The sequence below is a fragment of the Moraxella sp. CTOTU49803 genome (assembly GCF_032097965.1).
GTDB classification, from domain to species: Bacteria; Pseudomonadota; Gammaproteobacteria; order Pseudomonadales; family Moraxellaceae; genus Faucicola; species Faucicola tetraodonis.
The window spans coordinates 35,323-54,984 of record NZ_DAMCJP010000008.1 but is presented as its reverse complement, the minus strand read 5'-3'; the positions used below and the strand labels follow the sequence as shown (position 1 = coordinate 54,984).

The window sequence follows — 19,662 nt, the reverse complement described above, 5'->3', positions numbered from 1 at the left end:
TTTACGCCTTACGCGTACAAACAGTTAGTTATAATTAACAGGAGTTAGCTAAAACTATGCTCTATACTACTGACATTCTATCAACCCTTGATACGGTTAACTATCTAGAAGAGTGGGTGGCAAAACGCGCAATCTTATTAAATTATTTCTGAATTTTAATAGTGCGCTACAGGGGTTTGATAAAAGATGGTTTTTTTTCTGTTTTTGTTTGTATTTGTAATCAAAGACTCTTATAATTATAAAAATTTTACTGGTGGCTAGCTTTGTATTATTAATATTTGCTAAACATAATTTACTTTTTAGGTTTGTGATTTAACAAAATTAAAAAGTAAATTGTAGGTGGCTTTTTGTCGATTATTAGTTTGTAATTTATTAGTTTTTAATTGTGAGATGCGATTAGGTTTGCGGCTAATAACTATCTATTATGTGAATAATCCAAAGTACGCTAGCTATTCCTTATCTTCGATTTACCTGTTTTTTGACAGGCTATGTGATTCATCAAACCCTGCAAGTGATTTGAAGTTCGTGCTTGATATTTTGGATATTGGCATAGCGATAACACAGGTAAGTTATAACTGCGAATAAAGGATGCCCGCTGTGAAAAGCAACCGACCGATTGACCTTCCTTTAAGCCAAGTAATTAATGTTAATTCAAAAAACCCAATTGCTTTGGCTTCAATTACCCACCGTGTTTCTGGTGTGGTGCTATTTCTCCTAATTCCTGTGATGTTATGGATTTTTCAAACGTCGCTTGCCAGTGCTGAAGGCTTTGCAGATATTTTCACCAACCCATTGGTGAAGTTTTTGGCTTGGATCTTTGTGGCTGCATTAGGCTACCATTTTGTGATGGGTTTCAAACATTTATTTGCCGACATGGGCATGAATGAAGAATTAAACAGTGGTCGCACTGCGACATTCATTGGCTTTGTACTTGCAGCCCTTTGGGTTGTGGGTTCATTTGTATGGGTGATGTTCTAATGAAAAGTGCAACAGGTTTAACAGGCTCAGGCTCTCGCGATTGGGTGGTACAACGTATTAGTGCGGTTGTATTGGCAGTTTATTCATTGGTAATGTTGGGTTGGTTCTTAACCCACCAACCAACGTTTGAATTATGGCAAGGCTTTATGCTAAGCCTACCGATGCGCTTATTTACGCTATTGATAATACTAGCATTAGTGGGTCATGCGTGGGTAGGGATGTGGACTGTATTAACAGACTACGTTAAGTCAAATGGTTTACGTTTTGTGCTGCAATCTGCCATGATTCTTGCAGTCCTGGTTTATTTATTTTGGGGCGTGATGATTTTCTTCTAAACATCCTGTTAGATAAATTTTGTTAACGTATTTATCGATTTTAACTTTATCGCTTTTTAAGCATTTATGGGGATAAAATCGAACCATCATTTAGGAAATTAAAGCAATGGCAACAAAACAAGACAACACCATTAGCAATATTCAAACCTTAACCTTCGATGCGGTTATCGTTGGCGGCGGTGGCTCTGGTATGCGTGCGTCGCTACAATTGGCGCGTGGCGGTATGAATGTTGCGGTATTAACCAAAGTGTTCCCAACGCGTTCTCACACGGTTGCTGCGCAAGGTGGTATTGGCGCAAGTTTGGGTAACATGAGTGATGATAACTGGCACTTTCACTTTTATGACACCATCAAAGGTTCTGACTGGTTAGGTGACCAAGACGCCATCGAATACATGTGCCGTGAAGCACCAAAAGTGGTATATGAACTTGAGCATATGGGTATGCCATTTGACCGTAACGCGGACGGTACGATTTATCAGCGTCCCTTTGGCGGACATACTGCCAACTACGGTGAAAAAGCGGTACAACGTGCGTGTGCGGCAGCTGACCGTACGGGTCATGCATTATTGCATACCTTATATCAAAAAAATCTTGAGCAAGGCACAGAGTTTTTTATTGAGTGGATTGCGCTTGATTTGGTCAAAGATAGCAAAGGCGACATTAACGGCGTTATCGCGCTAGAGCAAGAAACAGGTCGTGTCGCGGTATTCCAAGCAAAAACAACTGTGTTAGCAACGGGTGGTGCAGGTCGTATTTTCGCTGCGTCTACTAATGCCTTTATTAACACCGGTGACGGTCTAGGTATGGCAGTGCGTGCCGGTATTCCACTACAAGATATGGAATTTTGGCAATTTCACCCAACGGGCGTCGCAGGTGCGGGCGTATTATTGACCGAAGGTTGTCGTGGTGAAGGTGCGTTACTTCGCAATAAAGATGGCGAAGCCTTTATGGAGCGTTATGCACCAACCCTAAAAGACTTAGCACCTCGTGACTTTGTATCACGTTCAATGGACCAAGAGATCAAAGAAGGTCGTGGTTGTGGTCCACAGGGCGATTACGTAGTACTTGATATGACGCACTTAGGTGTGGATACCATCATGAAGCGTTTACCATCGGTTTATGAAATTGGTAAAAACTTCGCGAACGTTGACATTACCAAAGAGCCAATCCCAGTTGTACCGACTATCCATTACCAAATGGGCGGCATCCCGACCAATATTCATGGTCAGGTTGTCATGCCAGATCTTGAGGCAGGTACGGATGCGGAAGGTTTATACGCCCAGCAAAAAATCGTGAAAGGCTTATATGCGATTGGTGAATGCTCATGTGTATCCGTTCACGGCGCCAACCGTCTAGGTACAAACTCACTACTCGACTTGGTAGTATTTGGTCGGGCAGCGGGTCAACATATCATTGATGAGTTCCACGCCGCTGACCGTCATGACTATGAGCCGCTATCACCGCGTGTTCTTGACAAAACCTTGGCGCGTTTGAATGTGTTACAGCAATCTACGCAAGGCCTCAATGCGCAAGATGTGGCTGACGAAATCCGTCGTACCATGCAGCAACATGCAGGTGTATTCCGTACCCAAGCGTCAATGAATGAAGGTGTACAAAAAATCTTGGCACTTGAAAGCAAAGTCAATAGTCTTCACCTAGCTGATAAATCGCAAGTGTTTAATACCGCACGTATTGAAGCGCTTGAAGTGGCGAATCTCTATGAAGTTGCCAAAGCGACAATGATTTCAGCTTCCCTGCGTCAAGAATGTCGTGGCGCGCACACCGTCGTTGACTACGAACGTGCGGCAGATGATGCGTATGCGCCGCTTGGCCGTAATGACCACGAATGGATGAAACATACCCTTTGGTTCTCTGAAGGTAACCGTGTTATCTATAAACCTGTTCGTAAGAGCCCACTGACTGTAGACTATGTTGAGCCAAAAGTGCGTACATTCTAATTAATATTTTTTGGTCTTTGCAAACTGTTGTAAAGACCCTATAAACCAATACCATAAACGTGTGGAGTTTAGCATTATGAGCAGAGGTACTCGCACCATCGAGATTTTCCGCTACGATCCAGATAAAGACGCAGCACCCCGTATGCAGACATACCAAATTGAGCTTTTAGACTCTGACCGTATGTTATTAGACGTACTTGTCCGTTTGAAAAAAATGGACGAAACCATCAGTTTCCGCCGTTCGTGCCGTGAAGGTATTTGTGGCTCTGACGGTATGAACATCAATGGTAAAAACGGTCTATCATGTCTTATCAACATGAACACGCTGCCACAAAAAATTACTTTACGCCCGCTACCTGGTTTACCTGTCGTGCGCGATTTAGTGGTAGATATGAATCAATTCTATGAGCAATATGAAAAAGTTCATCCGTACTTGATTAATGACCAGCCAGCGCCACCGACTGAACGTCTACAATCACCTGAAGACCGCGAAAAGTTAAACGGTCTATATGAATGTATTTTATGTGCCTGTTGTTCAACCAGCTGTCCATCATTCTGGTGGAACCCAGATAAGTTCTTAGGTCCATCTGCGTTGTTGAATGGTTACCGCTTTGTGGCAGATAGTCGTGATACTAGCACACAGGAGCGTTTAGCGCGTTTAGACGACCCATTTAGCTTGTTCCGTTGCCGTGGCATCATGAACTGTGTATCAGTTTGTCCAAAAGGCTTGAATCCTACCAAAGCGATTGGTCACTTACGTAACATGCTTTTAGATCAAGCAGGTTAGTACCAAAATTTGGTGACAAAAAAGCTCTGTATCGACAGGGCTTTTTTTATTGGGATGTGATAAATTCATAGTAACTGGCTATCTATTAATTAAAGTAATAAATCATATCCCAATATCATAATATTTTTTATACCTTTTCAGCCTAATGAATGAGATAAATTATCATTAATTTTGTATAATATACGATAGGTATCTATAGGGAATATTCATTTAGGTTTTCTAAGGAAGGAGAAAACTAACTTTCACATTACTCTTCTTTTACTGCCATTTGATAGCCATTTATATACACGCCAAGCGGCGTGAGTCGCTATATTTAGTAAATGAATGGTAACTATTACCTTAACAAAATTTTTTGTTAATTATAAAAATGCTAGGCTATTCCCTAAAATTTTTATTTCCACCTTTAAATACTACAGTAGAAAGAATCATGGCTAACCAAAACCAAACTTCTGTCTCATCTGCTCAGTTTACCGAACTGTCAGCAGATAACGCAGTCTATCTTGAATCACTCTATGAACAGTATCTTCAAGATCCACAAAGCGTTGATGAAAAATACATTCCTTACTTTGCGCAGTTTGCCAAAGATGATGATAAAAACGCCCTTCACCATACTATCCAAGACCAATTTTTGCTATTAGCTCGCAATACCACTGCCCACAAAGTTACTGGTCAATCAGCTGCAGGCGCTGTCAGCCCTTCTGAAATTCGCGAATTTGCGGACAACCAAATGGGCGTGCAAAAACTGATTACCAGTTACCGCCGTCGTGGTCATCGTATTGCTAATCTAGATCCCCTAGGACTGATGCCACGTCCAGAAGTTGAAGAATTGACTTTGGCGTATTATGGTCTTTCTGAAGCGGATTTAGACACGGTATACCCTGTCAGTGACCTAAATATCGGTAAAGACAAAGCCACACTGCGTGAAATCATCCAAGTGTTAGAGCGAGTTTATTGTAGCAGCATTGGTGCAGAATATTTCCATGTGACCACTGCCAAAGAAAAACGCTGGATTGAAAAATACCTAGAGCAAAATCTTGGCTATGTCAAATTTGACAATGAAAAACGTAAATCTATCCTTGAGCGTTTGACAGCAGCGGAAGGATTAGAAAAATACTTAGCGCGTAAATATACCGGTGTGAAACGTTTTGGTCTTGAGGGTGGTGAAAGCTTTATCCCGATGGTCAATGAGATAATTCAGCGTGCGGGTGAAAACGGTACCAAAGAAATGGTTATCGGTATGGCGCACCGTGGACGTTTAAACTTATTAGTAAATATCTTAGGTAAAAACCCTAAAGATTTGTTTGATGAGTTTGATGGTAAAAAACAACCGACCGTGGGTTCAGGTGACGTAAAATACCACAATGGTTATTCATCTAACGTAATGACACCGGGCGGCGAAGCACACTTAGCCTTGGCATTTAACCCCTCGCATCTTGAGATTGTATCGCCTGTATTGATTGGTTCAGTGCGTGCCCGCCAAGTACGCCGTCAAGATAAAACCGGTGATGCCGTTTTGCCAATCGTGGTACACGGTGATGCTGCGTTCGCCGGTCAAGGTGTCAACCAAGAAACTTTCCAAATGTCACAAACCCGTGCCTACTCAACAGGTGGTACGCTGCATATTATTATCAATAACCAAGTCGGTTTTACCACCAGCCGCTTAGAAGATGCGCGTTCAACTGAATACTGTACCGACATTGCTAAAATGGTACACGCACCGATTTTTCATGTAAACGGTGACGATCCAGAAGCGGTAGTATTTATGGCGCAGCTTGCCCACGACTATCGCCAAACTTTCCATAAAGATATCGTGATTGATATGTACTGTTACCGTCGTAACGGTCACAATGAAGCCGATGAACCTTCCGCCACTCAGCCACTTATGTATTCGGTCATCAAAAAACTGCCAAGTACTCGTGAGCTATTTGCCAATAAATTGGTTGCTGAAGGCGTTATTAGCAAAGCTGAAAGTGTGGCATTTGAAGATGACTACCGTGAGTCGCTCGATAAAGGCGAATATGTTGCTAGCGCCCTGGTGCGTGAGCCAAATAAAACGCTGTATGTAGATTGGACACCTTATATTGGGCATAAGCTTGAAGACAATTGGGATACGGGCGTTGATATCAATAAATTAAAAGCTTATGGTGAGAAAATGGCGCAAATGCCAGAAGGCTATGAGCTACAACGCCAAGTGCAAAAGGTGGTTGAGCAGCGCAAAGCCATGCAAACCGGTCAAGAGCCCTTGAACTGGGGCGCGGCAGAAACCTTGGCTTATGCGTCACTGGTCGAAGAAGGCTATCCTGTCCGTATTACGGGTGAAGACGTGGGTCGTGGTACTTTCTCACATCGCCATTCAGAATTGTTCAACATGAAAGACGGCAGCATGTATGTACCGCTTTCTAACATGAGCGCTAACCAAGCACGCTTTGACACCTTTAACTCATTGTTGTCAGAAGAAGCGGTATTGGCGTTTGAATATGGTTACGCAACGACGGTACCTAATGCCCTAGTGATTTGGGAAGCGCAGTTTGGTGACTTTGCCAATGGCGCACAAGTGGTCATTGACCAATTTATTTCATCAGGTGAAACCAAATGGCAACGTCTATGTGGTTTGACCATGCTATTACCACACGGCTATGAAGGTCAAGGTCCTGAGCATTCATCAGCGCGCCTAGAGCGTTACTTGCAGCTATGTGCTGAAGACAACATGCAAGTGTTAACCCCAACTACACCTGCACAGATTTTCCATGCCTTGCGTCGACAAGTGGTTCGCCCAGCGCGTAAGCCGCTGATTGTGATGTCACCAAAATCACTGCTACGTCATAAATTGGCGGTGTCAAATCTTGAAGAGCTTGCGCAAGGTCAGTTCCAAACCGTGATTCCAGAGATTGACCAACTTGATAATAACCAAGTGACGCGTTTAGTGTTGTGTGGCGGTAAGGTATATTATGACTTGCTTGAAAAACGTCGTGAATTGGGTCTCAACCATGTGGCGATTGTGCGTATCGAGCAGCTTTATCCATTACCTGAAGCACGTATTTTGGAAGAAGTGGCAAAATATCCAAACCTTGAAGGTATTGTCTGGACACAAGAAGAGCCACGTAACCAAGGCGCTTGGTACTATCTAGCACCGCACTTATTCCGTTTGATTGCACCGCCAAAACCAGCGACTCGTCCGACCAAAGCCTACTTGCTTGAGCCAGTGGCTCGTCCTTCATCGGCAGCACCTGCGGCAGGTTCGATGCAAATGCACGTTGCCCAGCAACAAAAAGTTATCAACGAAGCATTGGGTTTGCCAAAGAATGAAGATTCAACCGAAGATAAGCTAGAAGCTAAAGCGGAAATCGCAGAAAAACAAGCGACTGACTAAGCGTTTTAAAGGATTAGTACCCACTAGATGCGTACTAATCCTTCTTGGTTTTTGGTATCGGCAATTGCGCCGAGTGCTAAGACAAAAATAAATTTAACCCATTAAAAATGAAAGAATGTGAAATTAACTAGGAGTTTTCCATGAGTGAGATTAAAGTCCCCGTATTCCCAGAGTCCGTTGCTGACGGTACAATTGTTGCTTGGAATTTTAATGAAGGCGACCAAGTAAGCCGTGACGCTGTATTGTGTGAAATCGAAACCGATAAAGTTGTGATGGAAGTGGTAGCACAAGCTGACGGCGTGCTTAGCAAAATTCTTAAACAAGTTGATGACACAGTGCTTTCTGCTGAAGTCATCGGTGAACTGACTGAAGGCGCAACTGCGGCTGCACCAGCAAGCCAATCTGCTGAAACCCAAGCACCGGCTGCCCAAGCTGAAGCCGCGCCTGCAGCTGCACAACAAGCGTCTACCGCTCAGGTGACTGCTGAAGCAGATTATAAAGACCAAAGCCCAGCAGTTCGTAAAGCCGCGAATACCACAGGCGTCAATCCTGCTGACGTTGAAGGTTCAGGTCGTGGCGGCCGTGTGACCAAAGAAGACATGGCAAACCCAACCTTAAAAGCCAACAATGCAATTAAAGCAGACAACGGTCAAGTGGTTGCCAATGCAGTCGGTCAACGGGCAGACAAACGTGTGCCAATGACGCGTTTACGCGCCCGTGTTGCTGAGCGTCTGTTAGCCGCTACCCAAGAAACTGCAATGTTGACGACGTTTAATGAAGTGAACATGAAACCTATCATGGACTTACGTGGTGAGTTCAAAGAGCGTTTTGAAAAACGTCACGGTGTAAAACTAGGCTTTATGTCATTGTTTGTAAAAGCTGCTACTGAAGCGTTAAAACGTTTCCCAGCGGTAAATGCCTCTATTGATGGCAGCGATATCGTTTATCATGGTTATTATGATGTAGGTGTTGCGGTATCTAGCGACCGTGGTCTTGTGGTGCCGGTATTACGTGACACTGACCAAATGGGTATGGCAGATATCGAACGTGCTATTGGTAACTATGCATCAAAAGCGCGTGAAGGTAAATTAGGCATTGAAGACATGACGGGTGGTACTTTCACCATTACCAATGGTGGGGTATTTGGTTCACTCATGTCAACCCCAATCATCAATCCACCACAAACAGCGATTTTGGGTATGCATGCGACTAAAGAACGCCCAATGGCAGTTAATGGCGAAGTGGTAATTCTACCTATGATGTACTTGGCATTATCGTATGACCACCGTTTAATTGATGGTAAAGAAGCGGTACAGTTCTTGGTGACTATCAAAGAATTGGTAGAAAACCCAGCGATGCTACTTCTCGATTTATAATAAAGAAAGCCTGTATTGGCAAAGGTTGATACAGGCTTTTTTGTTTAACAACTTTAACAATAACAATTCAAATTTTTGGTGAAGATTATGAAAGAAAGCTATGATTTGGTAATTATCGGTGGTGGCCCTGGTGGCTATGAAGCAGCTATCCGCGCAGGCCAATTGGGTATGAGTGTGGCTTGTATCGAAAAACGTATTAATAAAGGTGAGCCAGCGTTAGGCGGTACCTGTTTGAACGTCGGTTGTATTCCTTCAAAAGCATTGCTAGACAGCTCACATCGCTACGAAGCAACAAAACATGATTTAGCCGACCACGGTATCACCACAGGTGAAGTGGCGATTGACATCAGCAAAATGTTAAGTCGTAAAGACGCTATCGTTAAACAATTAACCGGTGGTGTGGCTGCATTGTTAAAGGGTAACGGTGCTGATTGGCTACAAGGTACAGGTAAATTACTTGATGGTAAAGGTGCGGATAAACAAGTTGAATTTACTCCATTAGATGGTTCTGCGCCTACCACTATTACCGCTAAAAATGTGATTTTGGCCTCTGGTTCTGTGCCTATTGATATCCCTGTTGCCCCGATTGATAACGAATATATCGTTGATTCAACCGGTGCGTTAGACTTTACCGAAGTGCCTGCGCGTCTAGGCGTCATTGGTGGTGGTGTGATTGGTCTTGAACTAGGTTCGGTATGGCGTCGTTTGGGTAGTGAAGTTGTGGTATTTGAAGCCATGCCAGAATTTTTAGCAGCGGCGGACAAAGCCGTGAGCAAAGAAGCGGCAAAACTACTAAAAGCCCAAGGTATGGATATCCGTATTGATACCAAAGTCACTCAGGCTCAAGTAGAAAACGGTCAGGTACTTGTATCGTTTGACGCTAAAGGTCAAGCAGGACAAGAAACCTTCGATAAACTCATCGTTTGTGTGGGTCGTCGTGCTTATAAAGAAAACCTACTTGGCGAAAACTCAGGGGTAGAGCTCACTGAACGTGGTCTGGTAGCGGTGAATGACTTCTGTCAAACCAACCTTGATGGCGTATATGCAATCGGTGACTTGGTGCGTGGTCCAATGCTGGCACACAAAGCGATGGAAGAAGGCATGATGGCAGTTGAACGTATTCATGGTGAAAAAGTTCAAGTCAATTATGACACCATTATTAGCGTGATTTACACACACCCAGAAATTGCATGGGTTGGCTTGACTGAAGAACAAGCCAAAGAGCAAGGTCATGAAGTCAAAACAGGTCAATTTAGCCTAGCTGCCAATGGCCGTGCGTTAGCCGCTGGTGAAGGCCAAGGCTTCATCAAAGTGGTTGCCGATGCCAAAACTGACCGTTTACTGGGTATGCATGTCGTGTCAGCGGGTGCGGGTGATATCGTTCATCAAGGCATGATTGCGATGGAATTCGTATCAAGTATTGAAGACTTGCAATTGATGACGTTTGCTCACCCAACCATTTCTGAAGCAGTACACGAGGCGGTGCTGTCAGCGGATGGTCGCGCGATTCATGCGATTCAACGTAAGCGCAAATAACCTAGTTCACAAGCAACTGGGCTAATTAGCTTATGCATTAATAGTTTGAATAAAGCAGGTGAGCTAACCTCATTATCAACGAGGTTAGCTCACTGTTGACCACAATATTCAAAAATAATTTTAAAACAATGTAAACCAAAACCGAGAGGATAAATTCATGAATTTACATGAGTATCAAGCCAAAGAATTATTAAAAAGCTATGGATTGCCAGTACAAGAAGGTATCATCGCTAAAAATGGCGACGAAGCCGCAGCAGCGTTTGACAAAATGGCAGGCAACGCAGGTGCTGTGGTTGTCAAAGCCCAAGTACATGCCGGTGGGCGTGGTAAAGCGGGCGGCGTAAAAATCGCTAAAACGCGTGAAGAAGCCAAACAAATTGCTGAAGAATTAATTGGTAAAAACTTGGTAACTTACCAAACTGACGCCAACGGTCAACCTGTTAACAGCGTACTTATCGCCGAAGACATGTACCCAATCGCAACTGAATTGTACTTAGGTGCAGTCGTAGACCGTTCAGCACGCCGCGTGGTATTTATGGCGTCAACTGAAGGCGGTGTTGAAATTGAAAAAGTTGCCGAAGAAACCCCAGAAAAAATCTTGAAAGTAGAAGTTGACCCACTGGTAGGCTTACAACCTAGCCAAGCTCGTGAAGTCGCTTTCAAACTGGGTCTAAAAGACAAACAAATCAACGAATTTGCCAAATTGATGACAGGGGCTTATAAAGCCTTTACGGAAAATGACTTCGCGTTGTTTGAAATCAATCCATTAGCGGTTCGTAAATCTGGTGAATTAGCCTGTGTTGACGCCAAAATCGGCATCGACTCAAATGCCCTTTATCGCCTACCAAAAGTCGCTGAACAACGCGATAAATCACAAGAAAATGAGCGTGAATTAAAAGCCTCAGAATTTGACCTAAACTATGTTGCGCTTGAAGGTAACATCGGTTGTATGGTGAATGGCGCCGGTCTTGCGATGGCAACCATGGACATCATCAAACTATACGGCGGTCAACCTGCTAACTTCCTAGACGTAGGCGGCGGTGCGACCAAAGAACGTGTGGTTGAAGCGTTCAAATTAATTCTTGAAGACAAATCAGTCCAAGGCGTACTCATCAACATTTTCGGTGGTATCGTACGTTGTGACATGATTGCTGAAGCGATTATCGAAGCGGTAAAAGAAGTCAACGTTACTGTACCTGTGGTTGTGCGTCTTGAAGGTAACAACGCTGAAAAAGGTGCGCAAATCCTACGTGATTCAGGTCTTAAATTAATTCCTGCTGAAGGTCTTTCTGAAGCCGGTCAAAAAATTGTTGATGCGGTTAATAATGCCTAATGAAGAAAGTATAGGTATGAGCGAGTAGGGCTATGTGCCCTACTGGTTAATCGTTTAAATCAAACATAAAAAGTAAAAGGAAAAACAATGAGCGTATTAGTTGGAAAAGACACTAAAGTATTAGTGCAAGGTTTCACAGGTAAAAACGGTACTCTACACTCAGAGCAATCAATTGCTTATGGTACCAACATCGTTGGCGGTGTTACCCCAGGTAAAGGTGGTACAACCCACCTTGATCGTCCAGTATTCGATACCATGGATGAAGCAGTAACAGCAACGGGTGCTAATGCCTCTGTTATCTTTGTACCAGCACCATTTGTATTAGACTCAATCGTTGAAGCGATTAACTCTGGCGTAAAATTGATTGTGGTCATCACCGAAGGCGTACCTACCCTAGATATGCTAAAAGCCAAACGTTACTTAGAAAACGTCAACGCTGACCTACAAGCTAAGGGCGAAGAAATCATCCGTATGGTGGGTCCAAACTGTCCAGGCGTCATCAGCCCAGGTAAATGCAAAATCGGTATCATGCCAGGTCATATCCATCAAGAAGGTAAAGTCGGTATCATCTCACGTTCTGGTACATTGACTTATGAAGCGGTTGCCCAAACCACTAAACTTGGCTTTGGTCAATCAACCTGTATCGGTATCGGTGGTGACCCAATCCCAGGTATGAACCAAATCGACGCATTGAAATTGCTTCAAGACGACCCACAAACCGAAGCGATTGTATTAATCGGTGAAATCGGTGGTACGGCTGAAGAAGAAGCAGCTGCATACGTCAAAGACCACGTGACTAAACCCGTTATTGGTTATATCGCAGGTGTCACAGCACCAAAAGGTAAACGTATGGGACATGCCGGTGCGATTATCTCAGGTGGTAAAGGTACAGCGGAAGAAAAATTCAAAGCCTTTGAAGAGGCTGGTATTGCTTATACCCGTGACCCTTCAAAAATCGGTGAAAAAGTAAAAGAAGTCACTGGTTGGTAATCATCCGCTATTTTGACTAATCAAGAGCAGATAATCATTGGTTTATCTGCTTTTTTATTATCTGCTGGTGTTAGCAAACGCTGGTGTGAGAAAAACACCCTCAATCAATTTTAATAATGCGTTTAAAATATTCGGGCAGATAAAATATTTGCCATAAAAATATGTTAAGCTTGATATAAACTATTTGAACAACTTATCTTATTAAGAGGCACTATGTCGAAAAAAATCACTCACGCTGTTATTCCTGTGGCAGGGTTTGGCACGCGTATGTTACCACTATCAAAAGCAGTGCCAAAAGAGTTACTACCGCTTGGCAATAAGCCTGCCATTCAATATGTCGTTGAAGAAGCGATTGCCGCAGGTTTAACCAATATTATCTTGGTCAATCATGCGCAAAAAACCGCCATTGAAAACTATTTTGACATCAATAGCGAGCTTGATACCCAGTTACGCGGTAAAGGTAAAGCGGCGCTAGCAGATAGTTTAAACTGGCTACCTGCAGGGGTCACGGTTACCAGTGTACGCCAAGGCAAACCGTTAGGATTAGGGCATGCGGTATTGCAGGCCCGTGCCATTGTAGGTGATGAACCGTTTGCTGTGCTGTTACCAGATGTGATTTTGAACCCCTATAATACTGACTATACTCAGCAGAATTTAGCCTACATGCTACAGCAGTTTGCCAAGCAGCAACATTCACAGATATTGGTTGATCCAGTTAAAGAAAGTGATATTCATAAATATGGCATTGCCAAGCTTGCCAGCACACAAATGGTAGCAAAGTCTGAACAAAACCAGTCATTTGCTGTGACAGGTTTTGTGGAAAAACCCAAAGCTGAGGATGCGCCCTCTAACTTGGCTGTCGTTGGGCGCTATGTGTTTAATAATGCTATTTTTGATTATCTAGCCAACACGCAGCCAAGTGTGGGTGGAGAAATTCAGCTGACCGATGCCATTGATGCGCTTATTAGCACGCAAGGGGTAGAGGTGGTTAGCATGGTGGGTAACAGCTTTGATGCAGGTGATATGAATAGTTACTTGCAAGCCGTGGGTTATTTTGCCAATCAATTGGGTGTTGAAGCGTTTCAGCATACAGCAAATTAATATGAGGTCATAGACGAATGTCAACCGATACAAGTGCGAATCGTACATGGCAAACACTGTCTACCCAGGCAGATAGTATGGCCACGCTTAATCAATTGTTTAGCCAACAATCCAATCGCGGCTCACAGTACCGTGTTGCCGCGTGCGACATGATCATGGATTTTAGTAAACAAAAAATTGATGCGGCTGTGCTCAGTAATTTAATTACCCTGGCAAATGAGCGTGAGTTAGCGCAAGAAATCCGTCGGCTGATGACAGGCGAAATTGTGAACGATACTGAGCATCGTCCTGCATTGCATACCGCGTTAAGACAGCCGCAAGGCGAGCAGGTTTGGGTCGAAGGTATCAATGTCATTGAGCAGGTGCATACCAGCTTACAAAAAGCGGAAAAGTTGGTTGAGCGGATTCGTAATGGGGTCTGGCGTGGTTATTCTGGTCAGGCAATCACCGATGTGGTGAATATCGGCGTCGGCGGCTCAGATCTAGGGCCAGTGATGGCAACAACGGCCCTAAAAGAATGGACAGATACCCCTATCAGTGTGCATTTTGTATCCAATATGGATGGCACCCAGCTTGATAGTTTGCTCAAAGTATTAAATCCGCAAACCACGTTGTTTATTATTTCATCGAAATCATTTTCCACCATTGATACGCTGTCCAATGCTAAGACGGCGATGTCGTGGTTGTTAACCAGCCATGATAACAAAGCCACTATTTTGCGTCGTCATTTTATTGGGATTTCTACCAAAGCAGATAAGATGTCAGAATGGGGTATTCATGTCGATAACCAACTAATGCTCTGGGACTGGGTTGGGGGTCGATTCTCCATGTGGTCGGTGATTGGACTGGCGATTGCCATAAAAATTGGCATGCACAATTTCTATGAGCTGCTAGCAGGAGCCTATGAGATGGATCGGCATTTTGCCACCGCCGATTTTTCTCAAAACATGCCTGTGTTGTTAGGGCTATTGGGTGTTTGGAACAGTACATTTTTGCATATTAATGCCCATACGGTGTTACCTTATGATGGTCGGTTATCTTTTTTCCCCAACTACTTAACCCAGCTTGAAATGGAGAGTAACGGTAAATCCGTCAATCGCCAAGGTGAGGCAGTGACTTACAGTACTTGTCCGATTTTGTGGGGCGATATTGGCTCCAATGCCCAGCATGCGTTTTATCAGTTGTTACATCAAGGCACACAGGCAGTCAGTTGTGATTTTATTGCCCCCATCAAACGCTACGCAGATGCCCAAACAATCAATAAAAACTTGCTTGAGCAGCACGGACTTTCGCTTGCCAACTGTCTAGCGCAAAGCCAAGTGCTGGCGTTTGGCAATGCCGCCATCAAAGACAGCAATAATGGTATGGATAAATTCAAGCATTATCGCGGCAATCAGCCGTCAACGACCATTCTACTCAAACAGCTGACCCCAAAAACGTTAGGGTCATTGATTGCGCTGTATGAACACAAGGTGTTCGTTATGTCAGTCATTTGGCAGATTAACCCATTTGACCAGTGGGGGGTCGAAGTGGGTAAAGTGATGGCTAATGCAGTCTTTGATGCCTTAGTATCAACGCAAGAATTATCGCCGCAACAAGCGCAGCCATTTGATAGCTCAACCAATCAGTTGCTAAATACCATTAAAACAACCTTTGCAAGCTGATGAAGGATAGGGATAAAAGAAGAAAACAATGACAAAAACTGTATATGTAATTGGCAGTACCAATGAATCCATCAATGCTTGTATTTTGCTTGCCACCCTTGAATACCAAGTCAGGCTATTGACCGATGACGATAGCCTTCAGCAGGTCATGAATGATTACCAGTTTGATCGGCAGATGGTGCTACTGTGGCAGTTGTACCAATCTCAAGGCAACATCATTACCCAGCCTTTGCCAACCCATGATTTTTCAGCCTATGTCAACGCAGATGATATTTGGTTGTTTGTCGATGGCGTATCAGCGCAGGCACTTGACCAATTTGGCTCATTTCATTTTAACCCAACGACCCAGATTATCATCAGCGGTGTCAAAGCCATGGGTGAGATTGAACAATTCGCGCGCAAATTGACGACTACTTGGGTGTATTATCTTCCCTTTATTTTTATGAAAGATGGGGCGAATTTTAGTTCTTTTTTCCAAGCCGATTTGGCACTGATTGGTGAAAAAACGCAAGGCAGTAGCGCGCACAACAACATTTTGCTGTTTTTTATTGAAAAAAGTGACAAGCACTTTATTACCGATATCAAAACGGCAGAATTTGCGCGCAGTAGTATCATGGGAATGCTAGCAACACGCTTATCTTTCATGAATGAGATGGCGCGTCTCGCTGCCAGTGAACAGGTCAATATCAAACAAGTTGAGCAAATCCTTGGGCTGGATAAACGCATTGGTAAAGATTATCTCAAAGCAGGTTGGGGATTTGGTGGCAAGTCATTACCGCTAGAATTGGATTTTTTGATTGATGGTTTTAAGCACAATCAAGTAGAGACGTCGCTGCTCGAGGCGGTAAAATCCATTAATGAAGACCAAAAAGAACTGATTTTCCGTGAATTTTGGCAATATTTTGATGGCTTTATCGAAAATAAAACGGTGATGATTTGGGGCTCAGGCTATCGTAATGGTACGGGACGCACCACCCATTCAGCATTCCACCCACTCATTAAATTATTATGGTCATACAATATCAAGACGATTGTGTATGCCAACAATACCAAAGAAGAATTGTTAGAGTTATACGGTAATCATCCGCTGTTTTCATTGACCGACGATGCCTATGCGCCGCTTACGCAAGTGCAAGCGTTGTTTATTGTCAATTGGTCGCTACCGATCAAGCCGGATATCAATCGTTTAAATAACATTGCATTACCCATTTTTGATGCAAAAAATACGTTAACCGAACCACAAATTCAGCAGCTCGTTGGTTTTTATACGGGTATAGGCTGTAAAAAATAGGCAAAACAATGACCAATCAAAGCAAAAAAATCTTAGTGACTGGCGGCGCAGGCTATATCGGCTCACATACGTTAATTGAGCTAATTGCCGCAGGATTCACCCCTGTGGTGTATGATAATTTATCCAATAGTAGCCAGACTTCGCTGGCGCGCGTTCAGCAAATTGTAGGACAATCTATTGAGTTTATCGAAGGCGATATTTTGGACACACAGCTGCTTGCCAAAACCTTTGCCGCGCATGACTTCACTGCGGTGATTCATTTTGCAGGGCTAAAGGCGGTCGGTGAGTCGGTTGCCAAGCCACTTTGGTATTATCAAAACAATGTCGCAGGCACGCTCAATCTACTCGATGCGATGACCAACGCCCAAGTAAAAAACTTGATTTTCTCGTCATCAGCAACCGTGTATGGTGACCCAGAAGCCTTGCCGATTGTCGAATCCTCACCGCGTTCTGCGACCAATCCGTATGGGCAAAGCAAGCTGATGATTGAATATATGCTCGAAGACTTGGCAAAATCAGATAACCACTGGCAATTAATTTCACTGCGCTATTTTAATCCCATTGGTGCCCACCATACCGGAACCATAGGTGAAAATCCAAATGGTATTCCAAACAATTTGATGCCGTATGTCAGCCAAGTGGCAGTGGGTAAGCTGCCGCAGTTAAGCGTGTTTGGCAATGATTATGATACCGTGGATGGCACAGGCGTGCGAGATTATATCCATGTGGTTGATTTGGCAAAAGGGCATGTCGCCGCTTTACAGTATTTGCAACAGCAAACCCAGCTAGGATTTGAGCCGATTAACTTGGGTACAGGTAAAGGAACATCTGTATTAGAATTGGTCAATGCCTTTATCAAAACCACCGGTCAGCCCGTGCCTTATAGCATAGCGCCAAGACGACCTGGCGACATTGCCAGTTGTTATGCCAGTAGTGACAAAGCCAAGCATCTGTTGGGCTGGCAAGCCGAGTTTGATATCGAGCGTATGTGTACCGACACCTGGCGTTGGCAAAGCCAAAACCCTAATGGCTATGATGATTAAGCGCCCTTTTAATACTGGCGAATATTAACGAATATTAATGACGGTTTTATAACCGTCTTTTTTATCGGTAGGTTTTATCAAAGATGAGCATTTTTATCATAAAAACACAGTTAAGGTTATGATTTTACTTGACCCTAGGCTCGCTTCAGCGATAATAGGGGATTAGATAAATTATGATTTTTATTTGTTTTCACCCTAGCGATTGTTTAGCGAATTTCTTTTTTCTTATTGTCCCATTGAGCCTGTTATGACTGTTAGCGCACCTGAATTTATCCATGAAACCGTTTTGTTAAAGGAAACGGTGGCAAGTGTGCTCAATGTAACTTTAGCGCAGTTAGCAGCAGGAACCGTCAAAAAAACGGGCACCTTTGTCGATGCGACATTTGGGCGCGGTGGGCACAGCCGATTGCTGTTAACTTATTTGGATAAAGACAGTCGTCTGCTCGTATTTGATAAAGACCCCCAAGCCATACAAACGGCGCAAGCATTGGCAGCCAGTGATGCGCGCGTGATAGTGATTCATGATAGTTTTGCCAAGCTACAGGACAATCTGCAGCGATTAGGGATTGAACAGGTCGATGGGATTATGGCAGATTTGGGCGTGTCCTCGCCGCAGCTTGATGACGGTAGCCGCGGCTTTAGCTTTATGCGCGATGGTGCGGTGGATATGCGTATGGATACCACCCGTGGCGAGTCGGTTGCCCAATGGTTAAAACACGTGGATGAAACCGTGCTTGCCGATGTGCTGTATAACTATGGCGAAGAACGACACAGTCGCCGTATTGCAAGGGCAATCAAACAAATGGAACATTACGATTCTACCCTAGCGCTGGCAGAAACCATCAAACAGGCGCATCCCAACTGGCAAAAAGGCAAGCACCCTGCCACCCAAAGTTTTCAAGCCATGCGTATTTTTATCAATAATGAACTCGGTGATATCGATAACTTCTTGGATCAATCGCTCATGGCGCTTAAGGTAGGGGGACGCTTGGCGGTGATTAGTTTTCATTCGCTAGAAGACCGCATCATCAAGCAGTTTTTGCAAAAACACAGTAAAGGTCAATATCCTGAAGATGCCAATTTGCCGATGCCACCCAAACGCCCCAAACTGCTATCTAAACCTGAGCGTGTCGCCCCGTTGGATACGGAAATAAAAACCAACCCGCGCGCCAGAAGTGCTTGGCTTCGTTCCGCCACCCGACTGTAAAAGTAGCCGTTTTTGTAACATGATATTTATAACAAACAATAAAAAGCGATTGCATTAACCAAACTTAGATGGGTTGCGTTATAATGACTTGTTTTATCTTGATACCCTGCTCTTTGATATAAAAAGCTCTTTGATATAAAAATGCCAAAATCTCAGCCCCTGCCTCCCTTGACGAGTAACCCCATGCCGAATGGCCGCGATAACCAAAATTCGCCGAAAAAAACGCGTCTTTTCTCCGCCAAAAATAACGACACAACGGTAAAAAATAACACGACGATGAAGAAAAGCAGTGAAGGCTTAGGTACCAGCATTAGCGAGATGCTCGATACCGAGTATCGCGGCGTTAGTATCTATACGGTTGCGATGATGCTATTAGTGATTGCGATTTTGTGGACAGGGGTGAGCGTCGTCGAGCAAATCCAAACTTATCACCAACAATATGGCGAGCTGCAAAAACTCAAAAAACAATTTCGCCAGCTGCAAATGGAACACCAACGTATGCTGATTGAGCAGCAAACTTTTAGTGCTACCCCGCAAGTGACCAACCGCGCGGTGACCGAACTCAATATGTTTTACCCTAACTTGTCCGATCGTATGATTATTCACGACAACAAAGTCACGGTATTTACCAGTGACGCCAGCAGCAACGAGTCTAACACTCCAGCTATCAATCCAGAAACGCAGCATTGAT

General features: G+C 43.9%; 15 protein-coding genes. All 15 read left to right on the top strand.

Annotated features, from left to right (window positions below; genetic code table 11):
* Positions 1 to 588: 588 nt before the first annotated feature.
* Positions 589 to 978, top strand: coding sequence for a succinate dehydrogenase, cytochrome b556 subunit (gene sdhC, locus RT422_RS09150; protein ID WP_071586266.1), 390 nt, complete (start codon positions 589 to 591; stop codon positions 976 to 978).
* Positions 978 to 1,313: a succinate dehydrogenase, hydrophobic membrane anchor protein gene (gene sdhD / locus RT422_RS09145; protein WP_313422032.1), complete on the top strand. Its 336-nt coding sequence runs from the start codon at positions 978 to 980 to the stop codon at positions 1,311 to 1,313. Before sdhC ends, sdhD begins: the two co-directional genes overlap by 1 nt.
* A gap of 97 nt (positions 1,314 to 1,410) precedes the next feature.
* Positions 1,411 to 3,273: a succinate dehydrogenase flavoprotein subunit gene (gene sdhA / locus RT422_RS09140; protein ID WP_179286586.1), complete on the top strand. Its 1,863-nt coding sequence runs from the start codon at positions 1,411 to 1,413 to the stop codon at positions 3,271 to 3,273.
* Between the two features lie 76 nt (positions 3,274 to 3,349).
* A complete protein-coding gene (locus RT422_RS09135; protein ID WP_007115066.1) occupies positions 3,350 to 4,060 on the top strand; it encodes a succinate dehydrogenase iron-sulfur subunit in 711 nt (236 codons plus the stop codon).
* A gap of 427 nt (positions 4,061 to 4,487) precedes the next feature.
* Complete coding sequence (locus tag RT422_RS09130) at positions 4,488 to 7,430, top strand: 2-oxoglutarate dehydrogenase E1 component (RefSeq protein WP_100274131.1); 2,943 nt, start codon at positions 4,488 to 4,490, stop codon at positions 7,428 to 7,430.
* Positions 7,431 to 7,570: 140 nt separating this feature from the next.
* Positions 7,571 to 8,806 (top strand): 2-oxoglutarate dehydrogenase complex dihydrolipoyllysine-residue succinyltransferase, encoded by a 1,236-nt coding sequence (odhB, locus tag RT422_RS09125; protein ID WP_201665486.1) that lies wholly within the window; start codon positions 7,571 to 7,573, stop codon positions 8,804 to 8,806.
* Between the two features lie 87 nt (positions 8,807 to 8,893).
* Positions 8,894 to 10,342: a dihydrolipoyl dehydrogenase gene (gene lpdA / locus RT422_RS09120; protein WP_007115063.1), complete on the top strand. Its 1,449-nt coding sequence runs from the start codon at positions 8,894 to 8,896 to the stop codon at positions 10,340 to 10,342.
* Between the two features lie 157 nt (positions 10,343 to 10,499).
* Complete coding sequence (gene sucC / locus RT422_RS09115) at positions 10,500 to 11,675, top strand: ADP-forming succinate--CoA ligase subunit beta (protein WP_007115062.1); 1,176 nt, start codon at positions 10,500 to 10,502, stop codon at positions 11,673 to 11,675.
* Positions 11,676 to 11,762: 87 nt separating this feature from the next.
* On the top strand, positions 11,763 to 12,665 hold the full coding sequence (gene sucD, locus RT422_RS09110) for a succinate--CoA ligase subunit alpha (RefSeq protein WP_007115061.1): 903 nt from the start codon (positions 11,763 to 11,765) through the stop codon (positions 12,663 to 12,665).
* A gap of 213 nt (positions 12,666 to 12,878) precedes the next feature.
* Positions 12,879 to 13,766, top strand: coding sequence for a UTP--glucose-1-phosphate uridylyltransferase (locus RT422_RS09105; RefSeq protein ID WP_313422031.1), 888 nt, complete (start codon positions 12,879 to 12,881; stop codon positions 13,764 to 13,766).
* Positions 13,767 to 13,783: 17 nt separating this feature from the next.
* Positions 13,784 to 15,430, top strand: a complete 1,647-nt coding sequence (gene pgi / locus RT422_RS09100) for a glucose-6-phosphate isomerase (RefSeq protein ID WP_313422030.1) — start codon at positions 13,784 to 13,786, stop codon at positions 15,428 to 15,430.
* A 28-nt stretch (positions 15,431 to 15,458) separates the two neighbouring features.
* Complete coding sequence (locus tag RT422_RS09095) at positions 15,459 to 16,721, top strand: UDP-glucose 6-dehydrogenase (RefSeq protein WP_188875245.1); 1,263 nt, start codon at positions 15,459 to 15,461, stop codon at positions 16,719 to 16,721.
* An 8-nt stretch (positions 16,722 to 16,729) separates the two neighbouring features.
* On the top strand, positions 16,730 to 17,764 hold the full coding sequence (gene galE, locus RT422_RS09090) for a UDP-glucose 4-epimerase GalE (protein WP_313422029.1): 1,035 nt from the start codon (positions 16,730 to 16,732) through the stop codon (positions 17,762 to 17,764).
* Positions 17,765 to 18,011: 247 nt separating this feature from the next.
* On the top strand, positions 18,012 to 18,971 hold the full coding sequence (gene rsmH, locus RT422_RS09085) for a 16S rRNA (cytosine(1402)-N(4))-methyltransferase RsmH (protein WP_313422028.1): 960 nt from the start codon (positions 18,012 to 18,014) through the stop codon (positions 18,969 to 18,971).
* Positions 18,972 to 19,112: 141 nt separating this feature from the next.
* The gene (locus tag RT422_RS09080; RefSeq protein ID WP_312115413.1) at positions 19,113 to 19,661 is read left to right on the top strand and encodes a cell division protein FtsL; all 549 of its coding nucleotides are present in this window, start codon (positions 19,113 to 19,115) and stop codon (positions 19,659 to 19,661) included.
* Position 19,662 lies beyond the last annotated feature (1 nt).

What these genes read in the sequence shown, in the direction of transcription:
- sdhD (WP_313422032.1), top strand. Translation starts at nt 978, where the DNA reads ATGAAAAGTGCAACAGGTTTAACAGGCTCAGGCTCTCGCGATTGGGTG.
- RT422_RS09130 (WP_100274131.1), top strand. Translation starts at nt 4,488, where the DNA reads ATGGCTAACCAAAACCAAACTTCTGTCTCATCTGCTCAGTTTACCGAA.
- RT422_RS09095 (WP_188875245.1), top strand. Translation starts at nt 15,459, where the DNA reads ATGACAAAAACTGTATATGTAATTGGCAGTACCAATGAATCCATCAAT.
- RT422_RS09135 (WP_007115066.1), top strand. Translation starts at nt 3,350, where the DNA reads ATGAGCAGAGGTACTCGCACCATCGAGATTTTCCGCTACGATCCAGAT.
- sucC (WP_007115062.1), top strand. Translation starts at nt 10,500, where the DNA reads ATGAATTTACATGAGTATCAAGCCAAAGAATTATTAAAAAGCTATGGA.
- RT422_RS09105 (WP_313422031.1), top strand. Translation starts at nt 12,879, where the DNA reads ATGTCGAAAAAAATCACTCACGCTGTTATTCCTGTGGCAGGGTTTGGC.
- sdhC (WP_071586266.1), top strand. Translation starts at nt 589, where the DNA reads ATGCCCGCTGTGAAAAGCAACCGACCGATTGACCTTCCTTTAAGCCAA.
- sucD (WP_007115061.1), top strand. Translation starts at nt 11,763, where the DNA reads ATGAGCGTATTAGTTGGAAAAGACACTAAAGTATTAGTGCAAGGTTTC.
- rsmH (WP_313422028.1), top strand. Translation starts at nt 18,012, where the DNA reads ATGACTGTTAGCGCACCTGAATTTATCCATGAAACCGTTTTGTTAAAG.
- RT422_RS09080 (WP_312115413.1), top strand. Translation starts at nt 19,113, where the DNA reads ATGCCAAAATCTCAGCCCCTGCCTCCCTTGACGAGTAACCCCATGCCG.
- lpdA (WP_007115063.1), top strand. Translation starts at nt 8,894, where the DNA reads ATGAAAGAAAGCTATGATTTGGTAATTATCGGTGGTGGCCCTGGTGGC.
- galE (WP_313422029.1), top strand. Translation starts at nt 16,730, where the DNA reads ATGACCAATCAAAGCAAAAAAATCTTAGTGACTGGCGGCGCAGGCTAT.
- pgi (WP_313422030.1), top strand. Translation starts at nt 13,784, where the DNA reads ATGTCAACCGATACAAGTGCGAATCGTACATGGCAAACACTGTCTACC.
- odhB (WP_201665486.1), top strand. Translation starts at nt 7,571, where the DNA reads ATGAGTGAGATTAAAGTCCCCGTATTCCCAGAGTCCGTTGCTGACGGT.